At 68.9% G+C, this 16,767-nt stretch carries 11 protein-coding genes; 6 read left to right on the plus strand and 5 right to left on the minus strand.

The window, feature by feature from the left end; translation table 11 throughout:
* Positions 1-114: 114 nt before the first annotated feature.
* Entirely contained in the window at positions 115-1,050 is a 936-nt protein-coding gene (locus OD750_RS11640) for an ABC transporter permease subunit (RefSeq protein ID WP_263545403.1), read from the minus strand.
* Positions 1,047-2,633 carry a peptide ABC transporter substrate-binding protein gene (locus tag OD750_RS11645; protein ID WP_263545404.1) on the minus strand — a complete coding sequence of 529 codons (1,587 nt, stop codon included), beginning with the start codon at positions 2,631-2,633 and terminating at the stop codon, positions 1,047-1,049. Before OD750_RS11645 ends, OD750_RS11640 begins: the two co-directional genes overlap by 4 nt.
* 98 nt (positions 2,634-2,731) lie before the next feature.
* Here OD750_RS11645 and OD750_RS11650 point away from each other — a divergent pair, with 98 nt between their 5' ends.
* Both OD750_RS11650 and OD750_RS11655 read left to right on the plus strand, forming a co-directional pair.
* Positions 2,732-4,096: a glutamate--cysteine ligase gene (locus tag OD750_RS11650; RefSeq protein WP_263545405.1), complete on the plus strand. Its 1,365-nt coding sequence runs from the start codon at positions 2,732-2,734 to the stop codon at positions 4,094-4,096.
* 1,023 nt (positions 4,097-5,119) lie between these two features.
* A complete protein-coding gene (locus tag OD750_RS11655) occupies positions 5,120-5,332 on the plus strand; it encodes a type I toxin-antitoxin system SymE family toxin (protein ID WP_263545406.1) in 213 nt (70 codons plus the stop codon).
* Positions 5,333-5,388: 56 nt separating this feature from the next.
* Here the strand turns inward: OD750_RS11655 and OD750_RS11660 are convergent, their stop codons facing one another.
* The gene (locus OD750_RS11660; RefSeq protein ID WP_263545407.1) at positions 5,389-6,510 is read right to left on the minus strand and encodes a polysaccharide deacetylase family protein; all 1,122 of its coding nucleotides are present in this window, start codon (positions 6,508-6,510) and stop codon (positions 5,389-5,391) included.
* A 57-nt stretch (positions 6,511-6,567) separates the two neighbouring features.
* A complete protein-coding gene (locus tag OD750_RS11665) occupies positions 6,568-7,740 on the minus strand; it encodes a YfaP family protein (protein ID WP_263545408.1) in 1,173 nt (390 codons plus the stop codon).
* Between the two features lie 253 nt (positions 7,741-7,993).
* On the opposite strand from OD750_RS11665, the gene ppc reads away from it, so the two are divergent.
* Both ppc and OD750_RS11675 read left to right on the plus strand, forming a co-directional pair.
* Positions 7,994-10,714 carry a phosphoenolpyruvate carboxylase gene (gene ppc, locus OD750_RS11670; RefSeq protein ID WP_263545409.1) on the plus strand — a complete coding sequence of 907 codons (2,721 nt, stop codon included), beginning with the start codon at positions 7,994-7,996 and terminating at the stop codon, positions 10,712-10,714.
* A gap of 86 nt (positions 10,715-10,800) precedes the next feature.
* Complete coding sequence (locus tag OD750_RS11675; protein WP_263545410.1) at positions 10,801-13,548, plus strand: site-2 protease family protein; 2,748 nt, start codon at positions 10,801-10,803, stop codon at positions 13,546-13,548.
* Between the two features lie 89 nt (positions 13,549-13,637).
* On the opposite strand, the gene OD750_RS11680 is transcribed toward OD750_RS11675, so the two are convergent.
* Positions 13,638-14,531 carry a hypothetical protein gene (locus OD750_RS11680; RefSeq protein ID WP_263545411.1) on the minus strand — a complete coding sequence of 298 codons (894 nt, stop codon included), beginning with the start codon at positions 14,529-14,531 and terminating at the stop codon, positions 13,638-13,640.
* 261 nt (positions 14,532-14,792) lie between these two features.
* Between OD750_RS11680 and OD750_RS11685 the strand changes: the two genes are divergently transcribed.
* Both OD750_RS11685 and fghA read left to right on the plus strand, forming a co-directional pair.
* Positions 14,793-15,902, plus strand: a complete 1,110-nt coding sequence (locus OD750_RS11685) for an S-(hydroxymethyl)glutathione dehydrogenase/class III alcohol dehydrogenase (protein ID WP_263545412.1) — start codon at positions 14,793-14,795, stop codon at positions 15,900-15,902.
* A 2-nt stretch (positions 15,903-15,904) separates the two neighbouring features.
* Positions 15,905-16,747: an S-formylglutathione hydrolase gene (gene fghA, locus OD750_RS11690; RefSeq protein WP_263545413.1), complete on the plus strand. Its 843-nt coding sequence runs from the start codon at positions 15,905-15,907 to the stop codon at positions 16,745-16,747.
* The last annotated feature ends 20 nt before the right edge of the window (positions 16,748-16,767 follow it).

Here is a 16,767-nt window from a genome sequence, read left to right on the forward strand (position 1 = left end):
CATCGAGCGGGACGGCCGTGTCCGTCGTCCCACGTCGCACAGGCTACGGATGCGCCGCGTTCGCGGCGAGCGCGCTTGCGATGCCGCCGCGGGGAAAAACGCCAAGTTTCGCCGTCATGCCGTGCGCAGGCGCGGATCGAGCCGCTCGCGCAGCGCGTCGACCAGCAGGTTGACCGCGATCACCAGCGCGCCGGCCACGAGCACCACGCCGAGCACGAGCGTGTAGTCGCGGTTGAGCGCACCCTGCACGAAATAGCGACCCATTCCGGGAATGCCGAAGATGTATTCGATCACCGCCGAGCCGGTGATCACGGCGATCAGCGCGGGACTGAGCCACGCCGCGAGCGGCAGCACCGCGGCAGGCAATGCGTGCACGACGAGCAGCCGCAGCTCGCCGTAGCCGCGCGCGCGGGCGGCGCGCAGCCACTCGCTGCCGAGCGCCTCGCACATGCTCGTGCGCGTCAGCCGCGCGCACCACGCGAGGTTCGGCAGCATCAGCGCGACGACCGGCAGCACGCCGTAGCGCCACTCGCCGGTCCAGCCGCCGGCGGGCAGCCAGCGCAGCTCGACCGCGAACACGAGGATCAGCAGCGGCGCGATCACGAACTTCGGCACCGCCTGCGAGGCCGCGCCGACGAACATCAGCGCGCGATCGAGCCGGCTGCCCTCGCGCGCCGCCGCGGCGACGCCGAGCGGCACGCCCAGCACGAGCGCCAGCAGCAGCGCCGCGCCGCCGAGCGCGGCCGACACCGGCAGGCCGCCTGCGATCAGCTCGTTGACCGTGAAATCGGGATACTGGAACGACGGACCGAGATCGCCGCGCGCGACGTCGGCGAGATAGGCGGCGTACTGCGCGACGAGCGGCCGGTCGAGCCGATAGCGCGCCGCGAGCTGCGCCTGCACCGCCGGCGGCGCGAGCTTCTCGGTATCGAACGGTCCGCCGGGCGCGGCATGCAGCAGCGCGAAGCACAGCGTCACGAGCAGCCACAGCGTGACGAGCGCGCCGCCGAGCTTGCGCGCGATGCGCAGGGCCAGCGGCGCGCGGCTCACCGCGCCGCGCCTTCGCGCCAGCGCAGCCAGCGCGTCGCGTGATGGTCGAGCGCGTTCGCCTCGAACCCTTCCACGTCGCGCACGACGAGATGTTTGGACGTATAGAAGTAAAGCGGGATCACCGCGTCGGCGTCGACCAGGCGCGCCTCGGCCCGCGCCAGCAGCGCCGTGCGTTCGGCGCCCTGCGGCAGCCGCGCGGCGCGCATCAGCTGCGCGTCGAATTCGGCGTCCGCGTAGCCGGTCGTGTTGAGCGGGTTGTCGGCGCCGGAAAACGTCGCGAGAAAATCGAGCGGATCGTTGACGTCGGCGATCCAGCCGCCGCGAAACACCTGTGTGATCGCGCGCGCGCGGCGGTTCTGCACGAACACCTTCCATTCCTCGTTGCGCAGCGTCGCGCGTACGCCGAGCACCTGCCGCCACATCGCCGCGACGGCCAGCGCGAGCCGGCGATGCAGGGTCGACGTGTTGTAACGCAGTTCGATCGCGAGCGGCCGCTGCGCCGAATAGCCCGCCGCCGCGTAGCGCTCGCGCGCCAGCGCCTCGCGCTGCGCCTGCGTCAGCGACGCGCTCGCGGGCCGGTACGGCGCGTAGTCGCGCGCACCGGCCGGCACGACGCCGTAGGCCGGCTCCTCGCCGAAGCCGGTGACGTAGCGCGTCACGATGTCGCGATCGATCGCGAGCGACAGCGCCGAGCGCAGCGCCGGGTTGTCGCGCAGCGGCGGGCGCGTCAAGTTCATGCCGAGCCAGAAGCTGCCGAGGTAGGGGCTCACTTTGAGCGCATCGCCGAATTCGGCGCGCAGCGCCGCGAGCGGCCGGGGCGGCACGGTTTCGGTCAGGTGCAGGTCGCCGGCCTGGAAGCGCTTCAGTTCGCTCGCGGCGTCCTCGGTCACCGCGAAGCGCACGCGCTCGACCGCGACCGACGCGGCAGAGTGGAATTGCGTATTTTTGGTCAGAACGACCGCGGCCTGCGGCGTCCACGCGTCGAGCCGGTACGCGCCGTTGCCGACGAGCCGACCCGGCCGCGTGTGCTGCGCGCCGAACTGCGCGACCGCCGGGAGGTACACCGGAAACGCAATCGGAAACGTCAGGCGGTCGAGCAGCGCGACGGGTTCGTCGAGCCGGATGACCACGGTCGAGGCGTCCGGCGCCGCGACGCCGAGCGATTCGGGCGGCGCCTCGCCGCGCATCACCGCCGGTGCGTTCGCGATCGGCCGCAGCAGCGCCGCGACGGGCGCGGCGGTCGCCGGATCGAGCGCGCGGCGAAAGCTCGCGACGAAATCGTTCGCGGTCAACGCTTCGCCGTTCGACCAGAGCAGTTCGTCGCGCAGGCGGAAACGCCACTCGCGTCCGTCGGTCGAAACCGACCATGATTGCGCCGCACCCGGAACGATCGCGCCGTGCGCGTCCTCGGTCACGAGGCCTTCGTACAGGTCGCGCAAGATGTTGCCGCAGACGACTTCCTGGCAGCGGTGCGCATCGAGCGTCGCCGGTTCCGGGCCGTTGCCGCGCACGAGCTCGCGCGCCGCCGTCGCCGACGGCAGTAGCGCGAACAACGACAATAGCGCAAGGTGGGGCAGCGGCATCGCGCGAGTGTTTCGATAACGCGCGCCGGCCGCAAGCGCCCCTTTTGTTCGATCCCGGCGTCCCCACGTGGACGCCTTCCGTCCTCAGCGAGCCTCGTATGTCCGGTCCCAGCGCCGTCAAGGAAGAGCCGATCACCCGTCGCGACCAGTTGGTCGAGTTCATCGCGTCGGGCGGCAAGCCGCGCGAGGCCTGGCGCATCGGCACCGAACACGAGAAATTCGGCTTCCGGCTCGACGATCTCAAGCCGCCGACCTGGGAAGGCGAGCGCGGCATCGGCGCGCTGCTCGACGGTCTCACGCGCTTCGGCTGGGAGCCGGTGCGCGAGAACGGAAACCTCATCGCGCTCACGCGCGGCATGGCGTCGGTGACGCTTGAGCCTGCCGGCCAGCTCGAACTCTCGGGTGCGCCGCTCGCGACGGTGCACGAGACGTGCTGCGAGGTCACGAGCCATCTGCGCGAGGTCAAGGCGGTCGCGGACGAACTGAATCTCGGTTTTCTCGGCATGGGTTTCCAGCCGAAGTGGAAGCGCGAGGAAATGCCGTGGATGCCGAAGGGCCGCTACGCGATCATGCAGCGCTACATGCCGCTGCGAGGCGGGCTTGGCCTCGACATGATGACGCGCACGTGCACCGTGCAGGTCAACCTCGACTTCGCCGACGAAGCCGACATGATCAAGAAGTTCCGCGTCTCGCTCGCGCTGCAGCCGATCGCGACGGCGCTGTTCGCCGATTCGCCGTTCACCGAGGGCAAGCCGAACGGCTTTCTGAGCTTCCGCTCGAACGTGTGGACCGACACCGATCCCGACCGCACCGGCATGCTCGACTTCGTGTTCGAAGACGGCTTCGGCGTCGAGCGCTACGTCGACTACCTGCTCGACGTGCCGATGTACTTCAGCTATCGCGACGGCAAGTACATCGATCTCGCGGGTCGCTCGTTCCGGCGCTTCCTCGACGGCAAGCTCGACGAACTGCCGGGCGCGCTGCCGACGCTCAAGGACTGGGCCGACCACATGACGACGGCGTTCCCCGAAGTGCGCCTGAAGAAGTACCTCGAAATGCGCGGCGCCGACGGCGGACCGTGGAACCGGCTGTGCGCGCTGCCGGCGTTCTGGGTGGGTCTGCTGTACGACGATGCGGCGCTCGACGCGGCGTGGGATCTCGTCAAGGATTTTTCGATGACCGAGCGCCACGCGCTGCGCGACGGCGTGCCGCGGCATGGCTTCAAGCTGCCGTTCCGCAACGCGACGGTGCGCGAGCTCGCGCTCGAGGCGCTGAAGATCTCGGGGCACGGTCTTGCGCGGCGCGCGCAGTTCAACAGCGGCGGCGCGAGCGAGGCGGTGTTCATCGAGCCGCTGATCGAGTTCGCGGATGCGAATCAGACGCCCGCCGAACGCAAGCTCGAGTTGTTCCGCACGAAGTGGGGTGGGAGTGTGGATCCGGTGTTCAAGGAGTTTGCGTACTGACGCTCCCGCTCGTCATTCCAGCGCAAACTGGACTGCGAAGGCATGGATGCCGGAGCGAACATTCGCGCAGCGAATGGCCCCGGAGGGGTGAGCCGCGGATGCGGCGAATCATCCAGCCTTTGCTTTCCGCTTTGTAGCTTTCGCCCGGCTTTAAACAAAGCGTTCCGCTCGCTGCCGCGAGCGGGCAGGGAGAGATTGCTTGCCCAATCCCTCCCTGCACCCTCCAAGGGCACCCCGACGGCCGCGGTTTGCGGGCATCCATGCCCGCAAACTTCGCGAGATCGCTCCGGGGTTCGTTGATGGGCCATCCATGGCCCGTCAACGAACTGCGCACATCCTGTGCGCACCCGCTGCGCGGGCTTTTCCTCCGCGATATCGCCGCGACCGACGGGGCCCCGGTGAAGCGGGCGGCTTCCTGCCGCCAGAAGCAACGGCAACGGCCAAAAAGCGCGGCGCTCCACACGCTCGTCATTCCAGCGAAAGCTGGAATCCAGCTTTTAGGCGTCAAGAGCAAGAGCAACGGCTGGATTCCAGCTTGCGCTGGAATGACGATCAAAAGAGAGGGGCCAAGGCTCGCAGCTTCGAGCGCAATACAACTGCTCGCTGCGGTCGTCACAGCCTGGCACCGTGCTCGGCACGTCAAGGACTGTGCAAGTTCGATAAAACCGAATCCTTGACTCCCCCGCTCGTCATTCCAGCGAAAGCTGGAATCCAGCTCTTAGACGTCAAGAGCAACAGCAACGGCTGGATTCCAGCTTCCGCTGGAATGACGATCAAAAGAGAGGGGCCAAGGCTCGCAGCTTCGAGCGCAATACAACTGCTCGCTGCGGTCGTCACAGCCTGGCACCGTGCTCGGCACGTCAAGGACTGCGCAAGTTCGATAAAACCGAATCCTTGACGTGCCTGCGCGCGGCGCTCTGAAAGGTCGCCCACAGCGACCAATCGCTTGAAGGGCGAAAGCGCGAACGGCGCGGTTGGCTCCACGCCGTTCGCTAACCACAAACCACTTAGAAGGAGTGGATCATGGCTGAGCGCAAGCATACGTCACGCGAATCTTCCACAAAGCAAATCCGCATCGGTACGGCCTACTACCCGGCCGTCGACGCCGCGCACCTCCCGCGCGAAGTCCCCAACCTCCGCCTCTGCGGCATCTGGCTCATCAACGCCGGTTTCCTCCCCGGCGATCTCGTCACCATCCGCGTCACCTCAGGCCGTCTCGTCATCACCCGCGCCTGACGCCCGCATCGCGGAAGCCTCGCTCGCCGGGGCTTCCGCGCACTGCCGCCGCATTCCTACTTCGCATACTGCCGGCAATCCCCGAACACGACCCCCGCGTCCTTCGTCTGGGCCACGATCCACGGCACCGCCTTTGCGGCCTTCGGATGCACGTCGTGGAACAGCACCACGCCGCGGCGCCACAGCAGCATCAGCGTCAGCACGCGACCGCCCACCTGGTCGGCGTCGATCTTCGCGCTCCAGTCCTGCGAGTCGATATTCCACAACGCGACCTTCAGACCCTGCTGCTTGAACCACTCGCCGCTATCGGTCGTGCGTTGTCCGTACGGCGGGCGGAACATCGGTACGTACGCGTTCGGCATCGTCGCCTTGACCAGTGCCGTGACGCGCGACACCGAGTCCTGCCATTCGGCCCACCGCGCATGCGACTTGTGCGTCCAGCCGTGCATGCCGACGCATTGCCCTTCGTACAGCGCCGCCGGCTGCGCGTTCGCCTTGATGCGCTCTTCGAGCCGTTCGCCGAGCACGTAGAACGTCGCGGAAAGGCTCTGCTGCTTGAGCATCGCCGCGACCGCGTCGCTCGTGCCGCCGCTGCGCGACGGGCCGTCGTCGAACGTCAATTCGAACTGCTTGTCCGGCACTTCCTCGCCGCGCCGCTCGTTGTCGTTCAGGGTATCGATTTCGCTATTGGTACGACCGAACAATGCGGCGAGCCGCAGCAGTTCGTCGCGATACGCGCGATGGAATGCCGCGGCGCTGTCGTACCACGCCTGGTACTTCGCGTCGGGCACGGCCTTGAAGCCTTGCGCGAGCGCGCGCAGCGCCGCGGCATCGGCAGCCGGCGCGCAGAACACGTCGTCCTTGACGCAGCGCTTCGACGCCGCCGCGTAGTTGCGCGCGAGTTCCTTCCACAACCGTTCGCGCACGCGCTCGAACGACGCGCGGTCGATTTCCTTGATGCCGAGGCGCGCCTTCAACGCGTCGTCGCCGTCGTTCTGGCTTTCCGCCAGCGCATGCGCGAACGCGAGAATTTCCGCACGCGACGCGCGATCGAACGCGGCCGGCGTCGTCGTCGCTTCGGGCCACAGCGCGCGGTCGATCGTCGCGACCGCCGAAGGGCCGGCCGCGTGCACGGCCGGCGCGAGCGCGCACAGCGCGCCGAACATCCATCGTTTCATGACCAGTATCCGGTAGGGGCGCGCGGCGACGCATGCCGCCGCGCGGATGCGAGAGGCTTACTGCTTGCCCTTCACGCGTTCGATGGCCTTGTCGTACACCGGATTGGCCTTCTGGCTCTTCGCCTGCTCGTACGAGCGCTGCGCGTCGGCGAACTGGCCGCTTTCCTCGTACAGCTTGCCGATGTTGTAGTACGAGCTCGCGCGCACCGTCGGCGCCGTGGCGCCGCTCGCGAGCGCGATCGCCTTGCGGTTCGCCCAGATCGCCTCGGCCGGACGGCCCGCTTTCTGATAGGCAAGGCCCAGGTTGCTGTACGCCTGGCCGTATTCCGGGTACAGGTCGATCGCCGAGCGATAGCTGTCGATCGCGCCGTCGAGATTGCCGGCGTGGTACGCCGCTTCGCCGGCGCGGTTGAGTTCCTTCGCCTGCGTCATCGCGTCGGTCGTCGCCGCGACGGCCGTGATCGCGCCGCCGCTCGCCTGCGCGAGCTGCGCGCCGAGCGCGTCGCCCGAGGCGGTCGTGCCGCCCATCGTGTTGATGTCCTGGAACTCGCCGTCGCCGTTGATGCGGAACACGGTCCACAGGTTGCCGGTCTTGCCGGTCGGCACGCTGTAGCTGCGCACGAGCGACTGGCCGATGTACACGTAGACCTTGGCCTGGCTCGTCGACAGGTTCGGCGTGTTCGGCTTGTCGCTGTCGGTGTAGTCGTGCACGGCGTACAGATACGTCTCGCCGAGGTGCTTCTTCTCGAGCGTGATCGTCTCCGGGCCGTAGCTGTCGGTGTCGTCGACGTCGAGGTTCGCGTCGGCGCCCTGCTTCGAGGCGAAGTAGACGTGATTGCCGGGGTACACGACGTGCGAATCGACGTCGTCGGGTTTCTTGCCCCAGGTCAGCACGATGCGCAGACCGTCGAGGCTCTTCATGACCGGGCTCAGCGCATAGGTCAGGCCCTTGCACGGGCAGCGCGCGACGAGCGTCGAATAGCCCTGCATCTTGATGATCAGCAGCGATTCGGCGTCGTCGGCCGCTTCGGTCTCGACCGTCGCCTTGCCGTCGATGCCGGTGCGCGCCTCGACCGACGCCGCGCCGTTGCGCTGCACGGTGACCGACGCATTGGTGATGTGCTGGTCCTTGACCGTGGCGCTGAGCACCGTCACCGGAATGGTGTCGGCGGCGGCGGCGCCGGCGACGAGCAGCAGCGCGGGCGCCGCGAGGCGAAGCAGGTGTTTCATGATGTCCCCCAAGAAAAAGTAATGGCGAGCGAATCGTCGAATGCCCTGCGGCCGTGCCGCGGGCGCGTGCAGGGCAAAACGCGGGCAGTGTAGCGGGGCGAACGTTGCGACGCGTCGTACGCGCGTCGCGGTCGCCGTGCGACGCGTTCCACACTTTGCCCGAGCCGCGGACCCTACCAAAAGCTATTGGCAAGCCCCCCGTCGCGCGTCCACACTCGGCATGCTGCACTGCCGCAACTGCCGGGAACCGCCGATGAGCCGTACCGCTTCCGCCGATGCCGTCGAACTGCGCCACGTCGATTTCCCGCGCACCGACCAGCCGTTGCGCGAAGACGTCAAACGGCTCGGCAGTCTCGTCGGCGAAATCCTCGCCGACCAGGTCGGCGCCGACTTCCTCGCCGAAGTCGAGCGCGTGCGCGCCGCGGCCATCCGCCGCCGCGAAAGTCACGAACCCGCCGACGAACTGGCGAGGCTGCTCGCCGGGTCGGCGTATCGCGCGAACGATCTGGCGCGCGCGTTCGCGACGTATTTCCAGGCGATCAACGTCGCCGAACGCGTACACCGCATCCGCCGCCGCCGCGAGTACGAACGCGCCGGCGCCGCGCCGCAGCCGGGCAGCCTGCGCGACGTGCTGGCGAGCCTGGCGCACGACGGCGTCGGTCGCGACGAGCTCCTGGCCCTGCTCGCGCGCCTGCACATCGAGCCGGTGTTCACCGCGCATCCGACCGAGGCGGTGCGCCGCTCGCTGCTCGACAAGGAGCAGGTGCTGGTTCGGAGCCTGCTCGCCGACGTCGACCGCGGCCGCACGCCGAGCGAGCGCCGCGCCGACACCGAGCGCATGCGCCTGGCGCTCACGGCCGGCTGGCAGACCGCCGACGCCGCGAGCGAGCGGCCGACCGTCGCCGACGAAATGGATCACGTCAGCTGGTTTCTCGCCGACGTGCTGTACGCGATCGTGCCGGTGTTCTACGAAGTGCTCGAAGACCTGCTGCAGGGCGGCGGCGACATCGACATGCCGAGCCTCCTGCGCTTCGGCACCTGGGTCGGCGGCGACATGGACGGCAACCCGAACGTCGGCGCCGCCACCGTGACGACGACGCTGTCGGCCCAGCGCGAACTCGTACTCGCCGCATACCGGCGCGAAATCGCGCAGCTCGAACGCCTGCTGAGCCAGTCGGTGTCGCGCGTCGCCATCGCGCCGGAACTGCTCGCGCGCTACGACGAGTACCGCGAGCGCCTGCCGAAAGCCGCCGCGAAGCTCAAGCCGCGCTACGACGACATGCCGTACCGGCAGTTCCTGAGCCTCGTCGCCGCGCGACTGGCGGCGACCGCGGCCGGGCGCGACGACGGTTACGCGAACGTCGACGAATTCCGTGCCGACATCGCACTCGTCGGCGACAGCCTGCGCGCGCATCGCGGCACGCACGCCGGTTGGCTCGCGGTGCGCCAGCTGCTGTGGCGCATCGATACGTTCGGTTTTCACCTCGCGACGCTCGACCTGCGCCAGGAGTCGGGCGCGCACGATGCGGCATTGGCCGCGTTGTTGAAAAATCCCGAATGGCCGCAGCTGGCGCCGGCGCGGCGTCTGGCCGACCTGCACGCGCTGATCGACGGCGCCGCGCCGGCCGACGCCGATGCGGCCGGCGCCGCGTCGACGCTCGCGGTGCTGCGCACGGCGGGCGACGCGCGCGAACGCTACGGCGCGCGCGCGATCGGTCCGTACATCATCAGCATGAGCCGCAGCGCGGCCGACGTGCTGGCCGTGCTCGCGCTCGCGCGCGTCGCCGGCTGCATCGATGCGACCGGCATCGTGCCGCTCGACGTCGCGCCGCTGTTCGAAACGATCGCCGACCTGCACGCCGCGCACGACATCCTCGTCGAACTCTTCGCCGATCCCTCGTATCGCCGGCATCTGGCCGCGCGCGGCGATCGCCAGGTGGTCATGCTCGGCTATTCCGACAGCGCCAAGGACGGCGGCCTGTTCGCGTCGCGCTGGGCGCTGCAGCGCACGCAGGTGGCGCTGACGGAGCTTGCGCGCACGAGCGGCGTGCGCATCGCGTTCTTTCACGGCCGCGGCGGGTCGATCAGCCGCGGCGGCGGCAAGACCGAGCGCGCGGTGATCGCCGCGCCGCGCGGCTCGGTCGACGGCTATCTGCGCCTGACCGAGCAGGGCGAAGTGATCCACCGCAAGTACGGCATCAAGGCGATCGCGCTGCGCAATCTGGAACAGTCCACCGGTGCGGTCCTGCGCGCGTCGCTGCGTCCGCGCCCGCCCGAGCCGCGCGAGACGCGCTGGCGCGAAATGGCGAACGCGATGGCGGAAGTCGCGCGCGCGCACTATCGCGCGCTCGTGCACGAAGCGCCGAACTTCGCCGAGTATTTTCGCGCGGCGACGCCGATCGACGTGATCGAGCGCCTGCGCATCGGGTCGCGCCCGCCGCGGCGCGGCGGCAGCGCCGGCATCGAACGCCTGCGCGCGATTCCGTGGGTATTCGCGTGGTCGCAGAACCGCGCCGGCCTCACCGCGTGGTACGGCGTCGGCACCGGCCTCGCCTGGGGCGTCGAGCGCTGCGGCATCGACGCGATGCGCGAGGCGGCGCGCGACTGGCCGTTCTTCGCCACGCTGATCGACGACATCGAAATGGTGCTCGCGAAAAGCGACCTCGATATCTACGCGTGCTATTCGCGCCTCGCCGGCGGCCTGCACGACGAATTCCATCCGCGCATCGCCGACGAGTTCGCGCGGACCTTGTCGGTGGTGCTGTCGATCAAGCAGGCCGACACGCTGCTCGCGGCCGACCGGCGCCTGCAGCAGTCGATCCGCCTGCGCAATCCGTACGTCGATCCGATCAGCCTGCTGCAGGTGGATCTGCTCGCGCGCTGGCGCGCGGCCGACCGGCCCGAGGGCGAGCTGTTCCAGGCGCTCGCGGCGACGGTCAACGGCATCGCGGCGGGCGTGCAGAACACCGGCTGAGCCCCGCGCCGCGAACGTACGTCGACGTCGCTATCCTTCGCGGCGTCGGCGCGCAAGAATCGGCGCTTTGCCGCGGCGGCCAGTCGATGATCGATATCGTGTTTCTGATCGGCGCGATCGCGCTCTTGATCGTGCTGCAGATGTTCCGCAGCGTGCTCGCCTTCGTGTTTCCGACCGCGCGATCGCGCCGCGTCGATCTGGCGAAGGCGCCCGACGGCGCGGCCGACCTGTACGCGCAGGCGCATGCCGACCTCGCGACGCTCGGCTTTTCCGGTCCGCAATGGCACCTGCTGCGGCTCGGCGACACGGCCGACGACGCGGCGCATTTCTACGCGACCTACACGCATGAGCGCGGCGACGTCTGCCGGCTGTATCCGCTCATCGGTCTGGACAAACCGAACCGGCTCAACGTCGTGTTCGCGACGCGGCTCGTCGACGGCCGCATGGCGATCGGCCAGGCGTTCGATCCGTTCTTCGAAATCATCGCGTCCGACCGGTTTCCGGCGCGCACGATCGGCGGCGCGACGCTGGCCGAGCAATGGCGGGCGCACGGCGAATTCGTCGCGTCGCTCGGTGCCGCGCCCGATCCGGCCGGCGCGACCGCCGACGCGGGCGCGTTCGACGTCGAGATGCACGACGGCGCACGCGCGCGCCTGCTCGCCGAACGCAAGGCGTGGCTCGACAGCCGCGGTTGGGCGCGTCCGACGCTCGCGTTCGCGTGCCGCATGCTGCGCGCCGTTGTGCGCCGGCCGAAAGCGCCGCCGAACACCGAGCCGGTGCCGCCGGCTCGCCTGGCTGCGCTCGCGCTGATGCAGCAGCGTCTGGTCGAGCGTCCGGCACCGCGGCGCATGCAGGCGTTGCTGTTCGCGATCAGCGTCGCGTTGTTCCTCGCGCTCGGCGCCGCGTTCTGGAGTTCGGGCTTCGCGCTCGTGCTGCTCGTGGTCATCGCGATCCACGAGCTCGGCCACTACCTCGCGATGCGCGCGTTCGGTTATCGCAATGTGCAGATGTTGGCGCTGCCGCTCGTCGGCGGCGTCACGATCGGTCACGAAGCGAAGCCCGACGCCGCGCGGCGCGCTTGGATGAGCCTCATGGGACCGCTGCCCGGCGTCGTCATCGGCTGGGCGATGCTGCTCGCGATGCCGCACCTCGGCGCCGGCGCGCCGTCGTGGTGGATGACCGCGGCATGGGTGTTTCTCGCCGTGAACTACCTCAACGTGCTGCCGGTACCGCCGCTCGACGGCGGCCATGTCGTGCAGGCGCTGTTGCCGGTGCGCGCGGCGCGCCTGCAGGCGGTGTTCATCGTGATCGCCTGCGTGATCGGCGCGCTCGTCGCCTACCGGTTCGGCTTCATGCTGCTCGTCGTGCTCGCGCTGATGCAGCTGACGCTTGCCTCGACGCACTGGCAGCTCGCGCGCGTGATCGATGTCGCGCGCGGCGACGCGGCGCTCGACCCGCAGCGACCGCGCGCGCTGCGCCTGCGCCGGTTGTTCGAGATCGCCGACGACGTGGTCGGTCCGACGCCGCGCGCCGCACCGCGCATCGCGCAGGCGACGCAGGCGCTGCAAAGCCTCGACGTCAGGCCGATGGGATGGCTTCAGCGCGGCGTGATCGGCACGGTGTACGCGGCGTTGCTGGCGGGGCCGGTCGTCGCGGCGGTCGCGATGTGGGGCTTTGCGAGCCGGATGCCGACGGAAGCGGAAATGGCCGCGAGCGCCGATCGAGCGGAACGGCAACGGGCCGACATGGAACGAAAGCGGGTGGCGCTCGCCGCACGGGCGGCGGCACTCGATGTCGGTACGCTCCTGCGGGCGAGGGCGGACGAGGCGTCGTGGCCGCCGCCGGCCTCCGACGAGGCGATCGCCGCGACGCAGGTGCGACTTGGCATCACGCTGCCGGACGATCTCGTCGCGCTGTACCGCGCACACGACGGTCTGCCGGAACTCGGTTTCGCGCCGCTCGCGTCGGTGGCGCGCTGGCGCGACGCGCCGGCTCCCGCACTCGATGCGGCTGCTCCGGACGGCACCGTCGAGGTCAATTTGCGCGGCGGCGACGATTCGCCGTCGAAAGTGCACTCAGTGCCGCGAGCGCGCGCCGCCGAGTGGCTGATGGTCATGCCGGCCGAGGACGGCAGCTTCTTCGCGTACGACGTCGGCGACACGCCAGCCGTGCCCGGTCATCGCGTTTTCGAAGGTCTGGACGGCTATGTCGTAGGGCATCCGTCGCTGCGTGCCTGGCTCGAGGAGCAATGGATTTCCGCCGAATACTCGCGCGACATGGCCCGGCAGGCGCGCGCGGCCGGCGATGCGGCTGAACGCGAATTGGCCGGTCTGCCGGTTCTCGCGCTGATCGATCGTCTGCCGAAACCGGGGTTCCTCGAGCGCATGGCGGGTGCGAATGTTTCGTTGCCCCCGCCGGCCGGCGATGCCGCGATCGCGTCGGTGCAGGAGCGGCTGGGCATCGCGCTCGACGACGATCTGCGCGACCTGCTGCTTCGCCACGACGGCCTGCCTGCGCTGCTCCTGCTTCCGGTTGCCGACTATCGCCGGCTCGACCTTGCCGATGCCGACCATCGCCAGGATCTGGAACGGCAACTCGGGTCGAGGCACCGGGCGTTCGAGCCCCCGCACGACTGGCCGAAGTCGGCCGACGAGCTCGAAGCCTGCATCGCCATCGGCGGCGGCCCGGCACCGCGGTCGTTCGTCAGCGTGTTGTGGTGTCCGACACACGAGGCCCCGCGCCGATATGTCGACCTCTTCGACCGGCGCTTTCACGCGACGCTTACCGGCTACCTGCGCGCCCGTGTCGCAAGCATGAAGTCGCCGGGGTCGTAGCGGCGATCTTGCGTCGCCGCGGCGCCCGCATCACGTGCATCGGGCGCGGTAGCGCACCCGCGGCGGTCCGGCCGCGGGTGCGCGAACGGTCAGTCGACCGAAAACGCCTGCAGCGACACCGGCGTCGTCGCGCCTTCGTATTCGCCGGCCAGCGGCGTGGCGAGCGTCGTCGCCGCGCCGGTCGCGAGGTCGATAGACGCGAAGCGGTTCACGCCGCTGCCTTCGTACAGCCACGCGTACAGCACGCCGGTGGTCTTGTCGAACTCGATGCCCTGCGCGAAGTTCGCGTTGACGCCGGTCGCACCGACGAGCGTCGCCGAACCGTCGACCGTGCTGATCGAATAGATCGAGTCGCTGAAGATGTCGTGGCCGTACATCTGGCCGCTCGCGTTGATCGCGATGTCGATCAGGATCTGCAGCCCGGTGTCGCCGACGAGCGTGGCGACGCCCGTTGCCGGCACCACCGTGTAGAGGTGTGATGTAGCACCGTCCGACGTCGACATGTAGAACGGCGACGCCGCGGTCTGGAATGCAAGGCCCGTGGGATTGTGGCCCGCGGCGACGCCGGTGATCGTGACGCTCGAAGTGAACGCGCCGGTCGTCTTGTTGAGTTCGCCGAGCTGGAGCGTGTCGTTGACGGCCCAGATCTTCTGCGCGACCGGATCGTACTCGAGGCCGTAGATGTTGCCGGTCTGCGGTCCGATGATCGTCGCGGCGTTCGCGTTCGGCAACAGGAACGACTGCAGCGAGTCGGCGCCGGTGCCGGTGGCGCGCATATTGAACTGGTAGGTCGTGTCGCCGATCGTTTTGGGCATCACCGTGAACTCGGCTTCGGCAGCCGGCCCCTTCGCGGCCTTCGCGCCGTACGCGTGGCCGAGGCACAGCTCGGAGTACCAGTCCGGCTCGCGCTTGAAGCTGTTGCGCAGCGCGGCGCAGTCGCGCACCTCGTCGTCCGCCTTCGGGGCTTTCGCCGGTTCCGCCATAACAATTGCAGATGTGGAATAAATAGCAAAGAAAGCGCACAAGCATTTTCTAATATTCATTGCAGCATCCCCAGGGTTCCCCGGCCCCCAACGGCCGGAAGTTTCACTATATCCCTGTTCAATACCGGTTGGCATGTACGGTCGGCATTTACTAATGGACGATGGCCGGAAATCGCACGCTTGCTATCCTTGCCGACCCGATCGGGCGCCGGCCGGACGCCGATCGCAGAATCCTTTGCCGACAAAGACTTGGAGTAGCCCATGAAATCGCGCGCCGCCGTTGCCCTGGAAGCGGGCAAGCCGTTGTCCATCGAAGAAATCGACGTCGAAGGCCCGCGCGCCGGCGAGGTGCTGGTGCAGATCAAGGCAACCGGCGTCTGCCATACCGACGCGTTTACGCTGAGCGGGGACGACCCCGAGGGCCTGTTCCCGTGCGTGCTCGGCCACGAGGGCGGCGGCGTGGTGGTCGACGTCGGCGCGGGCGTGACCTCGCTCAAGGCCGGCGACCACGTGATTCCGCTGTACACGGCCGAGTGTCGCGAATGCAAGTTCTGCAAATCCGGAAAAACCAACTTGTGCCAGGCGGTGCGCGCCACGCAAGGCAAGGGCCTGATGCCGGACGGCACCACGCGCTTCTCGCTCGGCGGCAAGCCGCTGTACCACTACATGGGCACCTCGACGTTCAGCGAATACACGGTGGTGCCGGAAATCTCGCTTGCGAAGATCAACCCGGCCGCGCCGCTGGAAAAGGTGTGCCTGCTCGGCTGCGGCGTCACCACCGGCATCGGCGCGGTGCTCAATACCGCGAAGGTCACGCCGGGTTCGACCGTCGCCGTGTTCGGCCTCGGCGGCATCGGCCTTGCGGTGATCCAGGGCGCGGTGATGGCCAAGGCCGGCCGCATCATCGGCGTCGACACGAACCCCGGCAAGTTCGAACTCGCCCGGCAGATGGGCGCGACCGACTGCGTCAATCCGAAGGACCACGCGGGCCCGATCCAGCAGGTGATCGTCGACATGACCGACGGCGGCGTCGACTACAGTTTCGAGTGCATCGGCAACGTCGACGTCATGCGCGCCGCGCTCGAGTGCTGCCACAAGGGCTGGGGCGAGAGCGTCATCATCGGCGTGGCGGGCGCGGGGCAGGAGATCCGCACGCGGCCGTTCCAGCTCGTGACCGGACGCGTCTGGCGCGGTTCGGCGTTCGGCGGCGTGCGCGGTCGCACGCAGCTGCCGGGCATGGTCGAGCAGGCGATGGCCGGCACGATCGCGCTCGATCCGTACATCACGCACAACCTGCCGCTCGAGCGCATCAACGAGGCGTTCGACCTGATGCATGCCGGCAAGAGCATCCGCACCGTGATTCATTTCTGATCATGACCGCCTCTTTGCAACGCCTCTCGCACCAGCGCTGCTTCGGCGGCTGGCAGGACGTCTACCGCCATCGTGCCGAATCGCTCGGCTGCGACATGAACTTCGCCGTGTACCTGCCGCCGCAGGCCGAGCGCGAGGCGTGCCCGGTGCTGTACTGGCTGTCGGGCCTCACCTGCACCGAGCAGAACTTCATCACCAAGGCCGGCGCGCAGCGCTACGCGGCCGAGCACGGCGTCGTCATCGTCGCGCCGGACACGAGTCCGCGCGGCGAAGGCGTCGCCGACGATCCGGCCTACGACCTCGGCATGGGCGCCGGCTTCTACGTCGACGCGACGCAGGCGCCGTGGTCGGCGCACTACCGCATGCAGTCGTACGTCGCCGACGAGTTGCCGGCGCTCGTCGAACGCGGTTTCGCCGTCTCGCACCGCCGCGGCATCTTCGGACATTCGATGGGCGGTCACGGCGCGCTGATCACGGCCCTGCGGCATCCCGGCCGCTACGCGTCGGTGTCGGCGTTCTCGCCGATCGTCGCGCCGGGCCGTGTGCCGTGGGGCGAAAAGGCGCTGACGGCGTACCTCGGCGACGACCGCGACGCCTGGCGCGCGTGGGACGCGAGCGAGCTCGTCGCGACGGCGCGCGAAAAGCTGCCGATCCTCATCGACCAGGGTGAGGCCGACGAATTTCTCGCAACGCAGCTCAGGCCCGACCTGCTCGAAACGGCGTGCGCCGCCGCCGGCCACCCGCTGACCGTGCGGCGTCATGCCGGCTACGACCACAGCTACTACTTCATCGCGAGTTTCATCGGCGAGCACATCGCCCATCACGCGCGGGCGCTCAGGACTTAACGCATCGGTAACCGGCCGCC

Origin of the sequence: Tahibacter soli (genome assembly GCF_025717065.2) — a bacterium.
GTDB classification, from domain to species: domain Bacteria; phylum Pseudomonadota; class Gammaproteobacteria; order Xanthomonadales; family Rhodanobacteraceae; genus Tahibacter; species Tahibacter soli.

Coding starts and splice junctions, on each gene's coding strand:
- fghA (WP_263545413.1), top strand. CDS start 15,905: ATGACCGCCTCTTTGCAACGCCTCTCGCACCAGCGCTGCTTCGGCGGC.
- OD750_RS11645 (WP_263545404.1), bottom strand. CDS start 2,633: ATGCCGCTGCCCCACCTTGCGCTATTGTCGTTGTTCGCGCTACTGCCG.
- OD750_RS11680 (WP_263545411.1), bottom strand. CDS start 14,531: ATGGCGGAACCGGCGAAAGCCCCGAAGGCGGACGACGAGGTGCGCGAC.
- OD750_RS11675 (WP_263545410.1), top strand. CDS start 10,801: ATGATCGATATCGTGTTTCTGATCGGCGCGATCGCGCTCTTGATCGTG.
- ppc (WP_263545409.1), top strand. CDS start 7,994: ATGAGCCGTACCGCTTCCGCCGATGCCGTCGAACTGCGCCACGTCGAT.
- OD750_RS11660 (WP_263545407.1), bottom strand. CDS start 6,510: ATGAAACGATGGATGTTCGGCGCGCTGTGCGCGCTCGCGCCGGCCGTG.
- OD750_RS11650 (WP_263545405.1), top strand. CDS start 2,732: ATGTCCGGTCCCAGCGCCGTCAAGGAAGAGCCGATCACCCGTCGCGAC.
- OD750_RS11665 (WP_263545408.1), bottom strand. CDS start 7,740: ATGAAACACCTGCTTCGCCTCGCGGCGCCCGCGCTGCTGCTCGTCGCC.
- OD750_RS11685 (WP_263545412.1), top strand. CDS start 14,793: ATGAAATCGCGCGCCGCCGTTGCCCTGGAAGCGGGCAAGCCGTTGTCC.
- OD750_RS11655 (WP_263545406.1), top strand. CDS start 5,120: ATGGCTGAGCGCAAGCATACGTCACGCGAATCTTCCACAAAGCAAATC.